15 protein-coding genes and 1 riboswitch are annotated in these 14,560 nt (G+C 71.1%); of the genes, 4 read left to right on the forward strand and 11 right to left on the reverse strand.

What is annotated here, in order from left to right:
• Window positions 1–163: 163 nt before the first annotated feature.
• The 8 genes from CRP56_RS07225 to CRP56_RS07260 form a co-directional block, all read right to left on the reverse strand.
• A complete protein-coding gene (locus tag CRP56_RS07225; RefSeq protein ID WP_097261408.1) occupies window positions 164–607 on the reverse strand; it encodes a PH domain-containing protein in 444 nt (147 codons plus the stop codon).
• A 14-nt stretch (window positions 608–621) separates the two neighbouring features.
• Window positions 622–1,479, reverse strand: coding sequence for an ATP phosphoribosyltransferase (gene hisG / locus CRP56_RS07230; protein WP_097261411.1), 858 nt, complete (start codon window positions 1,477–1,479; stop codon window positions 622–624).
• Between the two features lie 49 nt (window positions 1,480–1,528).
• Window positions 1,529–1,801 carry a phosphoribosyl-ATP diphosphatase gene (locus CRP56_RS07235; protein ID WP_030946750.1) on the reverse strand — a complete coding sequence of 91 codons (273 nt, stop codon included), beginning with the start codon at window positions 1,799–1,801 and terminating at the stop codon, window positions 1,529–1,531.
• 34 nt (window positions 1,802–1,835) lie between these two features.
• Complete coding sequence (gene ribH, locus CRP56_RS07240) at window positions 1,836–2,321, reverse strand: 6,7-dimethyl-8-ribityllumazine synthase (RefSeq protein WP_059196336.1); 486 nt, start codon at window positions 2,319–2,321, stop codon at window positions 1,836–1,838.
• Window positions 2,322–2,354: 33 nt separating this feature from the next.
• On the reverse strand, window positions 2,355–3,653 hold the full coding sequence (locus CRP56_RS07245) for a bifunctional 3,4-dihydroxy-2-butanone-4-phosphate synthase/GTP cyclohydrolase II (RefSeq protein ID WP_097261413.1): 1,299 nt from the start codon (window positions 3,651–3,653) through the stop codon (window positions 2,355–2,357).
• Window positions 3,650–4,291 (reverse strand): nicotinamide mononucleotide transporter family protein, encoded by a 642-nt coding sequence (locus tag CRP56_RS07250; protein WP_097261415.1) that lies wholly within the window; start codon window positions 4,289–4,291, stop codon window positions 3,650–3,652. The genes CRP56_RS07245 and CRP56_RS07250 overlap by 4 nt, the downstream gene beginning before the upstream one ends.
• Window positions 4,288–4,893 carry a riboflavin synthase gene (locus CRP56_RS07255; RefSeq protein ID WP_097261417.1) on the reverse strand — a complete coding sequence of 202 codons (606 nt, stop codon included), beginning with the start codon at window positions 4,891–4,893 and terminating at the stop codon, window positions 4,288–4,290. Before CRP56_RS07255 ends, CRP56_RS07250 begins: the two co-directional genes overlap by 4 nt.
• Window positions 4,894–5,039: 146 nt before the next feature.
• A riboswitch (FMN riboswitch) is annotated at window positions 5,040–5,170 on the reverse strand.
• A gap of 204 nt (window positions 5,171–5,374) precedes the next feature.
• Window positions 5,375–6,541, reverse strand: a complete 1,167-nt coding sequence (locus CRP56_RS07260) for an ROK family transcriptional regulator (RefSeq protein ID WP_097261419.1) — start codon at window positions 6,539–6,541, stop codon at window positions 5,375–5,377.
• A gap of 109 nt (window positions 6,542–6,650) precedes the next feature.
• On the opposite strand from CRP56_RS07260, the gene CRP56_RS07265 reads away from it, so the two are divergent.
• Entirely contained in the window at window positions 6,651–7,862 is a 1,212-nt protein-coding gene (locus CRP56_RS07265) for an MFS transporter (protein ID WP_097261421.1), read from the forward strand.
• Here CRP56_RS07265 and CRP56_RS07270 read toward each other — a convergent pair.
• Complete coding sequence (locus CRP56_RS07270; RefSeq protein WP_097261422.1) at window positions 7,822–8,280, reverse strand: acyl-CoA thioesterase; 459 nt, start codon at window positions 8,278–8,280, stop codon at window positions 7,822–7,824. The genes CRP56_RS07265 and CRP56_RS07270 overlap by 41 nt on opposite strands.
• Before the next feature lie 145 nt (window positions 8,281–8,425).
• Between CRP56_RS07270 and CRP56_RS07275 the strand changes: the two genes are divergently transcribed.
• Window positions 8,426–9,844: a uracil-xanthine permease family protein gene (locus CRP56_RS07275; protein ID WP_097261424.1), complete on the forward strand. Its 1,419-nt coding sequence runs from the start codon at window positions 8,426–8,428 to the stop codon at window positions 9,842–9,844.
• On the opposite strand, the gene CRP56_RS07280 is transcribed toward CRP56_RS07275, so the two are convergent.
• Entirely contained in the window at window positions 9,823–10,947 is a 1,125-nt protein-coding gene (locus CRP56_RS07280) for a glycoside hydrolase family 6 protein (RefSeq protein ID WP_097261427.1), read from the reverse strand. The genes CRP56_RS07275 and CRP56_RS07280 overlap by 22 nt on opposite strands.
• A gap of 171 nt (window positions 10,948–11,118) precedes the next feature.
• On the opposite strand from CRP56_RS07280, the gene CRP56_RS07285 reads away from it, so the two are divergent.
• Entirely contained in the window at window positions 11,119–11,805 is a 687-nt protein-coding gene (locus CRP56_RS07285) for a DUF5995 family protein (protein WP_097261429.1), read from the forward strand.
• An 87-nt stretch (window positions 11,806–11,892) separates the two neighbouring features.
• Window positions 11,893–12,822, forward strand: coding sequence for an LLM class F420-dependent oxidoreductase (locus CRP56_RS07290; protein WP_097261432.1), 930 nt, complete (start codon window positions 11,893–11,895; stop codon window positions 12,820–12,822).
• A gap of 14 nt (window positions 12,823–12,836) precedes the next feature.
• On the opposite strand, the gene CRP56_RS07295 is transcribed toward CRP56_RS07290, so the two are convergent.
• The gene (locus CRP56_RS07295) at window positions 12,837–14,534 is read right to left on the reverse strand and encodes a flavin monoamine oxidase family protein (RefSeq protein ID WP_097261434.1); all 1,698 of its coding nucleotides are present in this window, start codon (window positions 14,532–14,534) and stop codon (window positions 12,837–12,839) included.
• Window positions 14,535–14,560 lie beyond the last annotated feature (26 nt).

Below are 14,560 nucleotides of genomic sequence, written 5' to 3' on the forward strand. Positions count from 1 at the left end.
GGTATGTCGGGAGGGGGCGGCGCAGGTACTACAGGACGATCCGTCCATCGCTGGAGGGAATCACTCCTCGGGTAGCAGTGGGGCCGCTGAGGGCCGGTCGGGCATCAGCGGCGGAGGCGCGACGAAAACGTCTCCGCCAACAGATTAATCAAGACAGGGCCCTCTACGGCAGATCCCTTGTGCCGCGGGCCTCGACGAGCGCCCGCAGAGCGCGGGCGTCGGTGATGGCCTGCTGCTTGGCGATGCCCGGCTGGATGCCCAGGGCGGGCAGGCTGGTGCCGTCGCTGAGGTTGAGGAACACCCAGGGGTCGCCGGGGCGGAGGTTCACCTGGATGATCTCGGCCCAGTCCAGGCGACGCCTGGAGGCGATGTTCACCACGGTGACGCCGGAGTCTTCGGCGACCACCTTCACGCGGGCGAGCATGGCCAGCACGCCGAAGATGAGGGCCGCGGTGACGATGAAGCTGAGCCGCTCACCGGGGCCGAGCTTCTCCAGGAGCAGCGCGATCGCGGTGATCGTGGCGAAGATCGCGACACCGGCGGTGAGCAGCACGGCCCGGGTGCGACCGGGGCGGAAGGTGACGGGCAGGGCGGGAGCGTCGGACATGGCGGTGGGGTCCCTCAGAGACGGCAGGCGTGGATGGCCGTCGTCAGGATGGCCCGCGCGCCGATGTCGTACAGGTCGTCCATGATCCGCTGCGCCTCCTTGGCGGGGACCATCGCGCGGACGGCGACCCAGCCCTCGTTGTGCAGCGGGGAGACGGTCGGGGACTCCAGGCCCGGCGTGAGGGCGACGGCCTTCTCCAGCTGCTCGACGCGGCAGTCGTAGTCCATCATCACGTAGGTCCGGGCGACGAGGACGCCCTGGAGGCGGCGCAGGAACTGCTGCACCTTGGGCTCGTTCTCCGAGGAGGTGTCCGCGTCGGTGCGGCGGATCACGACCGCCTCGGACTTCATGATCGGCTCGCCGAAGACCTCCAGGCCCGCGTTGCGCAGCGAGGTGCCGGTCTCGACGACGTCCGCGATGACCTCGGCGACGCCGAGCTCGATGGCGGTCTCGACGGCGCCGTCGAGGTGGACGACGGAGGCGTCGACGCCGTGGTCGGCGAGGTGGCCCTCGACGATGCCCTCGTAGGAGGTGGCGACCGTCTTGCCCTTGAGGTCCTGGACGCCGGTCGCGGTGCCGGGCTTGGCGGCGAAGCGGAAGGTGGAGCGGGCGAAGCCGAGCGGGAGGATCTCCTCGGCCTTGGCGCCGGAGTCGATGAGCAGGTCGCGGCCGGTGATGCCGATGTCGAGGCGGCCGGAGGAGACGTAGATCGCGATGTCGCGGGGGCGGAGGTAGAAGAATTCCACCTCGTTCTCCGGGTCGACGATCCGCAGCTCCTTGGACTCGCGGCGCTGCTGGTAGCCGGCCTCATGCAGCATCTCCGCCGCAGGGCCTGACAGGGAACCCTTGTTGGGGACGGCGATGCGCAGCATGAGGTCGGCTTCCTTTGCGTGATGGGGAGGAACTACGGAACGGGCGGACTTACAGGTGGGCGTAGACGTCGTCCAGCGAGATGCCGCGGGCGACCATCATCACCTGGACGTGGTACAGCAGCTGCGAGATCTCCTCGGCAGCCGCCTCCTTGCCCTCGTACTCGGCGGCCATCCAGACTTCGGCGGCTTCCTCGACGACCTTCTTGCCGATGGCATGGACGCCCTTGCCGACCAGTTCCGCGGTGCGGGAGGTGGCGGGGTCGCCGTGTGCGGCCTTGTGCTGGAGCTCGGTGAAGAGCTCCTCGAACGTCTTATTGGACATGGTGACGCTCAGCCTATGCCACACCCGCCGTCCGTCAGCGCCACGGTTCAGATACTGAGCGGAGGGTGGCCGCGGTCGCCACCGCCGCCGTCACCGCCTCGTGCCCCTTGTCCTCGTTGGAGCCCGCAAGGCCGGCCCGGTCCAGGGCCTGCTCCTCGGTGTCGCAGGTCAGCACGCCCATGCCGACGGGGACGCCGGTCTCGACGGAGACCTGGGTGAGGCCCTGGGTGACGCCCTGGCACACGTACTCGAAGTGGGGGGTGCCGCCGCGGATCACGACGCCGAGGGCCACGATCGCGTCGTAGCCCCGCCCGGCCAGCACCTTGGCGACGACCGGGAGCTCCCAGCTGCCGGGGACCCGGAGCAGGGTCGGCTCGTCGATGCCCAGGTCGTGCAGGGCGCGCAGGGCGCCGTCGACCAGTCCGTCCATCACCTTCTCGTGCCACTGCGCCGCGATGACGGCGACCCGCAGGTCACCCACGTTGCGTACGGACAGCTCCGGTGCACCCTTGCCGCTCACGTTCTCAGGTCTCCTCGATGTGCTTTACAGGGGTTACTGGTTGTTGCAGGCGGACACGGGAGCCGCGGGGGCGGTGTCCAGCCAGGGCAGGTCGTGGCCCATCCGGTCGCGCTTGGTGCGCAGGTAGCGGAGGTTGTGCTCGCCCGCCTGTACGGGCATCGGCTCCCGGCTGTTGACCTTGAGCCCGTGGCGGAGCAGGGCGTCGGACTTGTCGGGGTTGTTGGTCATCAGGCGGACGCTGCGCACACCGAGGTCCTTGAGGATCTGGGCGCCGGCGCCGTAGTCCCGGGCGTCGGCGGGCAGGCCGAGCTCCAGGTTGGCGTCGAGGGTGTCGCGGCCGCGCTCCTGGAGCTCGTACGCCCGCAGCTTGGACAGCAGGCCGATGCCGCGTCCCTCGTGGCCGCGCAGGTAGACGACCACTCCCCTGCCCTCGCTCTGGATGCGGTCCAGGGAGGCGTCGAGCTGGGGGCCGCAGTCGCAGCGGGCGGAGCCGAAGACATCGCCGGTGAGGCATTCGGAGTGGACGCGGACCAGGACGTCCTCGCCGTCGCCGATCTCGCCGTGCACGAGGGCGACGTGCTCGACGCCGTCGACCGTGGAGCGGTAGCCGTACGCCGTGAACTCGCCGTGGGCGGTGGGCAGTCGGACCTCGGCCTCGCGGCGGACGGTGGGCTCGGCGGAGCGGCGGTAGGCGATCAGGTCCTCGATGGAGATGATCGTCAGGCCGTGCTTGCGGGCGAACGGGATCAGCTCGGGCAGCCGCAGCATCCGGCCGTCCTCGCCGGCGATCTCGACGATCGCGCCGGCCGGGCGCAGGCCCGCGAGGCGGGCGAGGTCGACGGCCGCCTCGGTGTGGCCGTTGCGGACCAGCACGCCGCCGGGCTGGGCGCGCAGCGGGAAGACATGGCCGGGGCGGACGAAGTCGGTGGGCTCGGCGTCGCCGCTCGCCAGCAGCTGGAGCGTGGTGGCGCGGTCGGCGGCGGAGATGCCGGTGGTCACGCCGTGCGCGCCGGAGGCGTCGACGGAGACGGTGAACGCCGTCTTCATCTGCTCGGTGTTGTCCTCGACCATCTGCGGGAGCCGGAGCCGGTCCAGCTCCTCGCCCTCCATGGGCGCGCAGATCAGGCCACGGCACTCGCTCATCATGAAGGCCACGATCTCGGGGGTGACCTTCTCGGCCGCGACGACGAGGTCGCCCTCGTTCTCCCGGTCCTCGTCGTCGACGACGACGATCGGGCGGCCGGCGGCGATGTCGGCGATGGCCTGCTCGACCGGGTCGAGCGCGAAGTCCTCGATGCCGTCCGTGCTGTACAGGATCGTTGCGGTGCTCATGCCGGCGCTCCTTCCAGAGCGGGCCGCGCGGCCGTGCGGGAGCGCAGCCACCAGTCGCGCATGCCCCACAGGACGAGCGCGCCGTAGATGACGTAGACGAAGCCGGAGAAGGCGTAACCGTTGGCGAAGTTGAGGGGGACGCCGACCAGGTCGACGAGGAGCCAGGCGATCCAGAACTCGACCATGCCGCGGGCCTGGGCGTACATCGCGACGACGGTGCCGACGAAGATGTAGGCGTCCGGCCAAGGGTCCCAGGACAGACTCGGGTACGCCTTGAACAGCAGCGCGACGGCGACGGTGCCGACGGCCGCGGCGGCGACCATCGCGCCGCGCTCGCGCCAGGTGGCGAACCGGGGGGCGATGTGGCCGTCGCCGCCCTGCTCCTTGCTGCGGTTCCACTGCCACCAGCCGTACAGCGCGACGACCATGACGATCGCCTGCTTGCCGGCGCTGCCGGTCAGATGGCCGTAGAAGGCGCCGAAGAGGATGAGGCCGGCCAGGAACTGCACGGGCCAGCTCCAGATGGAGCGGCGCCAGCCGAGGGCGAGGGCGATCAGGCCGAATATGTTGCCGATCATGTCCGACCAGAGGATGTGCTGGCCGAAGAGGCTGAACGCCTCGGTGTTGAGCGAGTTCACCGGCCCGCTCCCTGGGTGCTCGCGAGCAGCCGCTCGACGTACTTGGCGACGATGTCGACCTCGAGGTTGACCGGGTCGCCGGGCTGCTTGCGGCCGAGCGTGGTCAGGTCGAGGGTGGTGGGGATGAGGCTGACCGTGAAGTAGTCGGGGCCGGCCTCGACGACGGTGAGGCTGATGCCGTCGACGGTGATGGAGCCCTTCTCCACGACGTAGCGCGCGAGGTCCGCGGGGAGCGAGACCTTCACGATCTCCCAGTTCTCGGAGGGCTTGCGCTCCAGCACCTGGCCCGTGCCGTCCACATGGCCCTGCACGATGTGGCCGCCGAGCCGGGCGCCCACGGCGGTGGGGCGCTCCAGGTTGACGCGGGAGCCGACGGTGAGGGCGCCGAGGCTGGAACGGTTGAGGGTCTCCGCCATGACGTCGGCGGTGAACTCGTCGCCCTCGTGCTCGACGACGGTGAGACAGACCCCGTTCACGGCGATGGAGTCGCCGTGCTTCGCGCCGTCGGTGACGACGGGGCCGCGCAGCCGGAAGCGGGAGGCGTCGCCGAGATTCTCGACGGCGGTGACCTCACCCAGCTCTTCGACGATTCCGGTGAACACTTCCCGGGTCCTCCTGCCTCATTCGGGCACGGACTCCGGGGCTGTCGATGACGACAGAATGAGCGAGCAGGAACACCGGGGGCGACGCCGGACAGAGTCGTCCACGAGGACGAACACTTACGGCGGCGCGCACGAATGCCCGCCCGCCGCGCACTGCCTCCCATCCGGACTTTAACCGTCGGTCCAGGAATTTCACCTGGTCAACCGGCCGCTGGAAGCGGTCGGGTCGCGGACTGTAACCGCCGGTTCGGACTTTCACCGACCCCGGAGTGCGCTGCTTCTGGTACAGAGCCAGTGTGCCACGGCTGATCGTGGTCCATACGGGTGAGTTGTGTGGAGTGGCTCACAGGTGCTGTCTCTGGACTTCTCAACTCGGCCCGACTGTAAGACTCTTTGGTCTAGTCCTTTCTGGATCACCGCGGACCGGCCCGGCGACGGTGACGACGGCCCTTGCCCGTCGCCGGGCCCTTCAAGCGTCACGTCAGCGCTCAGGCGGGCTGAAAAGCTCGTCCTGGGCACGGTCCCGCGCCGTCAGCAGCGCACCCCGCAGTACCGCCGCGCCGCCCAGCGCACTGGACCGCACCTCCGTCGGCAGCGGCGACATCCGGCGCACCCGCTCCTCCACCCGCGCCGCCAGGCCCTCTCCGCCCGCCTGCCCCACCTCGCCGCCCAGGACCACGCAGCCGGGGTCCAGGACGGCCACCACGGAGGAGACGCCCACGGCGAGGCGGTCGGCGAGGGCGTCCAGGAAGGCCGCGCTCCCGGCGGCCACCAGCCCCGCCGCCACCGGCGCGTGCCCGTCGGCCTCCGCGACCACCCCGTACTCCCCCGCCAACTCCGCGATCGCCGCGGAGCCCGCCAGCGAGTGGAACCCGCCCTCGCACCCCGTCGCCGACGGCAGCCCCGCCGTCCCCGGTACCGGCAGGAAGCCGATCTCCCCCGTGCCGCCGGACGCGCCGCGCCGGAGGGAGCCGTCCAGGACCACCGCCGCGCCGGTGCCGTGGCCGAGCCAGAGCAGGACGAAGGTGTCCCGGTCCTGCGCCACGCCGTCCCGCTGCTCCGCCAGGGCCGCCAGGTTCGTCTCGTTCTCGACGTGGACCCGAGCGTCCGGGAGGCGTTCCTGGAGGGCGGCGACCAGGCGGCGGTGCCACTCGGGCAGGCCCGTGGACTTGCGGAGTTCACCGGTGGCGGGGTCGATGAGGCCGGGGGCGCCGATGCCGACGGTGTGCAGCCGGTCGGCGCCGGCCTCCTTGGCGACCCGCTCCACCAGGGCCACCGCCTGTTCGACCGCCGGTCCGGTGCCGATGTCCCCGCCGATCGGGGCCGAGGACTCGGCCAGCACCCGGCCCAGCAGATCGGACACGACGACCGAGACGCCCTCGGTGCGGACGTCGAGCGCGGCCAGCTGGGCGCGGTCGGCGACGATGCCGTACAGCTTCGCGTTCGGCCCGCGGCGCTGCTCGCCCGACTCCCCGGCCACCTCGATCAGCCCGGCCGCGGCGAGGCGCTCGACGAGGTCGGCGACCGTCGGCCGGGACAGACCGGTGAGCTGCTTCAACTGCCCTGCCGTCAACGGCCCTTCCCGCTGAAGCAGACGCAGGGCGAGCCGGTCGTTGATGGCCCGGGCGGTGCTGGGGGATGCGGGCATGCCGGGGATCCTTCCAGATCGGCGGCTGATGACGCTCTATCTATCAGGCAGGGTCCCTGATAGTTTACGACGCCGAGGGGATCCACAGGCCGCAAAGGGGCGGGAGAGTATGAGTGACGTGCTGTACGACCAGCGGCAGGTGAAGCGCGCCCGCTATGCCGTGGCCGCCGTCTTCGCCGTGCACGGTGCCGTCACCGGCTCGTTCGCGACGCGCGTGCCGTGGATCCAGGACCATGCCTCGGTGAGCGCCGGGCAGTTGGGCCTCGCCCTCGCCTTCCCCGCGCTCGGCGCGTCCGTGGCGATGCCGTTGGCGGGGAGCATCAGTCACCGCTTCGGCGCCCGGAACGCGCTGCGCGGTCTGATCTCCCTGTGGACGCTGTCCCTGGTCCTGCCGTCCGTCTCCCCGAATCTGCTCGCCCTGTGTCTGGCGCTGTTCGTCTACGGCGCCACGGCCGGCATGGCGGACGTGGCCATGAACGCGCTCGGCGTCGAGGTCGAGAACCGGCTCGGCAGGTCGATCATGTCCAGCCTGCACGGCATGTGGAGCGTGGGCACGCTGATCGGCTCGGCGGCCGGCACCCTCGCCGCGCACCTGGGCTCGGACGCGCGGCTGCATCACGCGCTCGCGGCGGCCGTTCTCACCTGCCTGGGCCTGCTGGCCTGCCGCTGGGTGCTGGACCTCCAGCCCGCCGAGGACGAGGAGCCGCCGCCCCGCTTCGCGCTGCCGCCGAAGTCGGCGCTGCTCATCGGTGCCGTGGGCTTCTGCGCGGTGTTCGCGGAGGGCGCGAGCCTGGACTGGTCGGCGGTCTATCTGCGCGACCAGTTGGAGACCTCGGCGGGGCTCGCGGCGGCGTGCACCACCGGCTTCACGCTGACGATGGCCGTCGCGCGGCTCGCCGGCGACCGGATCGTCGACCGGTACGGGTCGGTGCGCACGGTCCGGGCGGGCGGCCTGCTCGCCGCACTCGGCGGACTGCTGATCGTCACCGCCCGCAACCCGGCCATGGCGATGACCGGGTTCGCCCTGATGGGGCTCGGGATCGCGGTGGTCGTGCCGCTGTGCTTCGCCGCCGCCGGCCGCAGCGGCTCGAACCCGAGCCTGGCCATCGCCGGTGTCGCGACGATCACCTACACCTCGGGGCTGGTCGCGCCGAGCGCGATCGGCACCATCGCCCAGGCGACCAGTCTGCTGGTGTCGTTCATCCTGGTGACGGTCCTGGCGAGCGGGCTCGTGGCCTTCGCGGGCGTGCTGCGGAGCGGCGACCGCGACCGCCCGAAGATCAGTCCTCAGACCGCAGCAGTTCCCGACCCGCGGCCCTGAACCGCTCGCTCCACGGTGCGGGGCGCAGCGTCTCGGAGTCCAGCCGTACGAGGACCCGGGCACCCCGCGCGTAGGTCACCGCGCCGTCCCGCGAGCAGAAGCGGAAGCCGTACGTCAGCCCGGTCGTGCCGAGCCTTTCCAGCCACAGGTGGACGGCGTAGACGCCGGTCCGCGTCACCGGCGCCTCGTAGGAGATACGCAGTTCCTTGACGGCGTTGCAGGCGTCGCCGGCCGCCGCCCAGTCGCCCTCGAAGTGGATGCCGTACTCCTGCCACAGCTCGGTCCAGGCCTGCTCGACCTTGAGCGGGTAGCGCGCGTTGTGCAGGAGGCCGAGCGCGTCCAGGTCGTCGAAGTGGACGGTGACGGGGATCAGCCGGCCGTGGGACACAGTGGGCGTGGTCGGGGCTTCGGCGGTCACGGGTGGTGCTCCAGGGACGGACGGCAGGGACCCTCCTATGCTAAGCGGTCGCTCACCCTCGGGCCGCCCCCGGGGCGGTGACCTGCGCGGATCTCCCTGACAATGGTCCGGACATCCGCAGGTACGAGGAAAGCGATACCGCACCATGGATCTTGGCGTCGGCTGGAAGCTGCACGGAGACGGGCGGACGCCCGCGCCCGGAGCGGTGGTACGCCCCGACGAACGGCTCTCCTGGCCCCGCACGGTCGGACTCGGCGCCCAGCACGTGGTGGCGATGTTCGGGGCGTCCTTCGTGGCCCCCGTCCTCATGGGCCTGGACCCCAACCTGGCGATCATGATGTCCGGCGTCGCGACCGTGATCTTCCTGCTCGCCACACGCGGCCGGGTGCCCAGCTACCTCGGCTGCTCGCTGTCCTTCGTCGGCGTCGCCGCCGTGATCCGCGCCCAGGGCGGTACGAGCGCCACGGTGACCGGTGCGGTGTTCGTGGTGGGCGTCGTGCTGTTCGTCGTCGGGGTCGCCGTGCAGCGGTTCGGGGCGCGGATCATCCATGCGGCGATGCCGCCGATCGTCACCGGCGCGGTGGTGATGCTGATCGGCTTCAACCTGGCCCCGGTGACCGCGAGCACCTACTGGCCGCAGGACCAGTGGACGGCCCTGCTGGTCATGCTGTTCACCGGTCTGGCGGTCGTCTGTCTGCGCGGTTTCTGGTCCCGGATCGCGATCTTCCTGGGGCTGCTCTTCGGATACGGCATCTCCTGGGCCTTCGACCGGATCTTCGGCCGCATCCACGCGGTCGACGCGAGCGGCAAGCTCACCGACCACTGGCGCCTGGACCTCTCCGCGGTGGGCCGGGCCGACTGGATCGGCCTGCCCGACTTCCACGGCCCGTCCTTCGAGTGGTCGGCGATCCTCGTCGCCCTCCCGGTCGTCATCGCGCTGGTCGCGGAGAACGCCGGGCACGTCAAGGCGGTCGGCGAGATGACCGGCGACCCGCTGGACGACAAGCTCGGTACCGCGATCTCGGCGGACGGCGTCGGCTCGATGCTGTCCACCGCGCTGGGCGGCCCGCCCAACACCACGTACTCCGAGAACATCGGCGTGATGGCCGCGACCCGCGTCTACTCGACGGCCGCCTACTGGGCCGCCGCCGGTTTCGCGCTGCTGTTCGGGCTGTGCCCCAAGTTCGGCGCGGTCGTCGCCGCGATCCCGGGCGGTGTCCTCGGCGGCATCACCGTCATCCTCTACGGCATGATCGGCCTGCTCGGCGCGCAGATCTGGATCAACTCCGGGGTGGACCTGCGCAATCCGCTGAACCTGGTGCCGGCCGCGGCGGGCATCATCATCGGGGTCGGCAACGTGACGATGAAGTTCACCGACACCTTCTCGCTGAGCGGCATCGCGCTGGGCACGCTGGTCGTCATCACCGGCTACCACGCGCTGCGGGCGTTCGCGCCGGCCCATCTCAAGGAGCAGAAGCCGCTGTTGGACGAGGGGACCTCGACCTATGAGGGCTCTGACGGCTCTTACGGCTCTTACGGCTCTTACGGCGAGGCCAAGTCGTAGGCGTACGACGGGGTGAACGTCCCCGGCGCTCCCTTGCAGCCGTCCGACTCCCCCGGCAGCTTCACCCACAGATAGCCGTCGATGCGGGCCTCACCGGTGTTCAGGGTCGGCGTCTGGCCCAGTTTGCGGCCGTCGGGGTCGCACCACTCGCCGTCGGCCGGGGCGCCGTTGCCGTTGCGGCTGGTGTCGATGACGGCGCCGAGATCGGAAGGGCCGCCGAGTGCCGTGAGGACCCGGCGGTCGTAGGCGATCTCGTCGGCTGTGCGGTGGAAGTTGGAGACGTTGCTGAAGATCCCGTCGGAGGACGCGGCCGAGCCGGCGCCCGCCTGCCGCAGCAGGTCCGCCTGTTTGGCCGCCGGGTGCCAGCCGGAGTGGCCGGCGTCGTAATAGACGCGCGCCTTCGGGTTCGCGGCCTTGATGACGCGGCCCGCGCGGGCCAACGAGGCGAAGCGGTCGGCGCGCCCACCGCCGGAGAGGCACTCGGACTGGGCGATCGAGTCGGGTTCCAGGATCACGATGACCTCGCCGGAGCCCAGCCCGGCCGCGAACCGGTCGATCCAGGCGTCGTACGCGTCGAGGTCCGGCGCCCCGCCCTGGGAGGCCCCGCCGCAGTCCCGGCCCGGGATGGTGTACGCCACGACGACGGGCACCCGGCCCTGGGCCGCGGCGCCCGCGGTGACGGCCCTGACCTCCGCGGTGATGGTGTCCGGGGCGTACTCGGCGAACCAGACGGCCGCCGGCTGGTCGGCGATCCGGGACGCGATGACGTCGCGCCGGGGGTCGCCGGCGTGGTCGCGGACCCAGTCGAGCACCTGGGAGTCGGGGTGGCGGTACAGGCGTGCGGCGGTGTGCACGGGCGACTGCTTCTTCTCGGTCTTCGTCGGCGCGGGGCTCGTCTGCTTCCTCGGGGCGGCCGACGGGGACGCCGACCCGGTGGTCACCGAAGGGGACGGGGACGGCGACGGGGCGGGCGGCCGGATGTCCAGCGTCGGTGACTTCGTCACCTCGGGACGGGCCTCGTTCGAGCCGCGCCCGTCGTCCAGCGCGGACACCATCCCGGTCGCGGTGCCGACGGCGACCACGACGGAGGCCGCGGCGACCATGCCGTTGCGCCGCGCGGCACGCCGCCGCTCCGCCCGGCGCTCGGCCAGGCGACGCGCACGTGAGCCCGACACTCGCTGATCCCCTCCCCCACGCCGGGCGCGTTCCCCCGTTCTGGGGAAGCGTCGGGCCCGCCGCCACTCCGGTCAGCCTAGGCCTGGGACCCTGCGTGCATGGCGCAGTTGGAGCACTTCACCACTCCCGTCGACACCGTCGTCGACCGGATGCGAGCCCTGGACGAGGCCCTTCCGGAACGGGACGGGATCGCGGTGTTCAACCGCGTCTACCTCGCCGTCACGGAGGCCGTCGACCGGAGCGTCGACAGCGGCCGGTTCGCGGACGCGCGGGCCGCGATCACGCTGGACGTGCGGTTCGCGGAGCGGTATCTGCGGGCGGTCGACGCGGTGGCCCGCGACCGGCGTCCGCCTGCCTGCTGGCGGCCGTTGTTCCAGTTCCGCCGGCATCCGGGCGTACGCCCGTTGCAGTTCGCGCTCGCGGGCATCAACGCGCACATCGGGCACGATCTGGCGCTGGCCGTCGTGGACACCTGTCGTACGCTCGACTGCGAACCCGTCGACGTGGAGGACGAGTTCGACCGCGTGGGTGATCTCCTCGTCTCGCTGGAGGAGCGCATCCGCGAAGATCTGATGCCAGGTCCCGACCTGCTCCAGATCGCCGACCCGCTCACCCATCTGCTCGGCGCATGGAGCCTGGAGCGGGCGCGGGACGCCACCTGGACGGCGGCCCGCGCGCTGTGGGCGCTGCGCGGACTGCCCGACGTGGCGGCCGAGTTCACGGAACGCCTGGACACGGCGGTGGGATTCGCGGGACGCATGCTGCTCACGCCACTACCGGACTGATCAGGCCACTCTCCCGCCCGAGGCCCCCGAACTGCTCTGTGAACGTTGTACGTTCGACAGACAGGCATCCCGTGCAAAGGAGCAGGAATGGCGACTCGGCTCGGACTCGGACTCCCCCAGAACAAGCAGTACGACCTCGGCCGCGATGTCCCCGACGTGGCCCGCGCCGCCGAGGCGACGGGCTACGACAGCCTGTGGGTGTACGAGCGCGCCCTGTTCCCCGAGCCGGCCACGCAGGGCCTGTACGGGATAGAGGGCCTGCCCTGGCCGGAGGCGTATCGCGGGGTCGCCGACCCGCTGGTCACCCTCACCCTGGCCGCCGCGGTGACCGAGCGGGCCCGGCTCGGCACCAGTGTGCTGGTCGCCCCGCTGCACGTGCCGTTCCAGCTCGCCAAGTCCCTCGCCTCGCTGGACGCGGCGAGCGGCGGCCGGGTCGTCGCCGGCCTCGGCACCGGCTGGTCCCTCGACGAGTACGCGGCCGCGTCCGTGCGCCCCTTCGAGGAGCGCGGGCAGGTCCTGGACGAGCTGATCGAGGTGTGCCGCGCGGTCTGGGGCCCGGACCCGGTGGCGTACGACGGACGGCTCACGAAGATCGCGTCCGCCGTGGTGGGCCCCAAGCCCGCCCGGCCGATCCCGATCCTGCTGCCGGCCATGTCGAAGAAGGCGCAGCGGCGCCTCGTCGACCACGCCGACGGCTGGATGCCGGTCGGGACGGGCGCCGAGACGCTGGCCGCGCAGTGGCAGGGCCTCCAGGAACTGGCCGCCGAGCGCGGGCGCACGGAACCGATCCAGACGGTCGTACGCGTCAACACCCGGTACTCGGCGGCCGGTCACTCCGGTGCCGACCGCGCCCCCTTCCAGGGCAGCGTCGACCAGATCGTCGAGGACCTGGTCGCGCATGCCGAGGTCGGCCTGGACGAGATCCTCGTCGAGATCCAGAGCTCCGTGCGGGACGCGCAGGAGTTCAAGGAGGTCGCCGCGGAGGTGTACGAGAAGGCACGCGCGGCCGGGATCTAGCCTCCCGCAGAGGCTCAGTCCTCCGGCAGTTCCACCGGCGCGATCTCGTCGTACACGTCACCCGGGCCCGGGTTGGTCGCGTCGGTGGTGCCGCCGAAGTGGTGCATGACGCCCCAGACCGCGTTCAGCGCGGTCTGGATCGCGCCCTCGGCCCAGCCGGCCGTCCAGGAGATGTCGTCGCCGGCGAGGAAGATGCCGCGCTTGTCGGCGGGCAGCCGGTCCTGCATGAAGTGGGTGAACAGGCGCCGCTGGTAGCGGTAGTGGCCGGGCAGGTTGGCCTTGAACGCGCCCATGAAGTAGGGCTCGTTCTCCCAGGACACGGTCACTGGGTTGCCGATGATGTGCTTCCTGATGTCGACCTTCGGGTAGATCTCGCCGAGCGACTTCAGCATGACCTCCATCCGCTCGTTCGCGGACAGCGGCAGCCACTTCAGGCTGTCGTCGCACCAGGTGTAGGAGAGGCAGATGACGGCGGGCTTGTCCGGGCCGTCGTCGAGGAGGTAAGTCCCGCGCGTCATACGGTCGGTGAGGGTCATCGACATGACGTCCCGCCCGGTCTCCTCGTCCTTGTCCAGCCAGAACGGCCGGTCGACGGGCACGAAGAGCTTGCTCGACTCCATGTAGTGGGTGCGCTCGATCGCGGTCCAGTGGTCGATCGGGAAGAGCGAGTCGTCGCAGGCGATCTTCGAGAGCAGCATCCAGGACTGGGCGGTGAAGACGGCCGCCTTGTAGGTGCGGATGTCGCCGTTCGCGTCGGTGACCGTGATCTGGTTGTTCGCCGTGCGGTGCAGCCGGGTCACGGCGGGCCGGGGCTCTCCGCCCGCGTGCAGCTGCGCCAGCGAGGTGCCGTAGGGCCAGTGGACGATCTTCTCCGGCGTACGTTCCCACAGCCGCAGCGGCAGCTGCTGGGAGCCGCCGACGATGCCGCGGTGGTGGTCGTCGGCCTCGGTGTAGACGACGCGGAGGATCTCCAGGATGGAGTTGGGGAAGTCGGTGTCCCAGCCGCCGGTGCCGAAGCCGACCTGGCCGAAGATCTCGCGGTGCCGGAAGGACCTGAAGGCCTCGGAGTCGCAGAGGAAGCCGTAGAAGGTCTGGTTGTCGAGCTTCTCGACGAGCTTCGCCCAGATCTCGCGGATGCGCGGCACGTCCCGCTCACGCATGGCCTGGTTCATGTCGGAGAAGTCGGCGCCCTCTTCGAGGCACTTGTTCCAGGCGGCGGCGACATCGCGGTAGACCTGCGGCAGGTCGTCGATGGTCTCGGCGTAGTGCGACTCGCCCTTGAGGTCGACGACGGTCGAAGGGGTCGCCTCGGCAAGGGGGTTGGGGAACGGCCGGGTCTCCAGTCCCACCAGGTCGATGTAGTGCTGGAGGGCGGTGGAGGAGGGCGGGAAGCGCATCGCGCCCATCTCGGCCGTCAGGGAGCTGTCGCAGCCCTCGAAGCCGACGGTCCGCAGCCGTCCGCCGATCTGGTCGGCCTCGTAGACGACCGGCTTCAGGCCCATCTTCATCAGCTCGTAGGCGGCCACGATGCCGGACAGCCCGCCGCCGATGACCGCGACCTCGGTGCCGTGCTCGGTCGCCGGTATCTGGCCGAGGCCCGCCGGGTGGGCGAGGAAGTCGTCGTACGCGTACGGGAAGTCCGGGCCGAACATGGTGATCGGCGGCTGCTGATCGTCGGCGTGCTGGACGGCGGTGGGCACCGTGGACGTCATGGGGTACGGACTCCTTGCGAATGCTG

Source organism: Streptomyces sp. TLI_55, assembly GCF_900206255.1.
Taxonomy (GTDB): domain Bacteria; phylum Actinomycetota; class Actinomycetes; order Streptomycetales; family Streptomycetaceae; genus Streptomyces; species Streptomyces aquilus.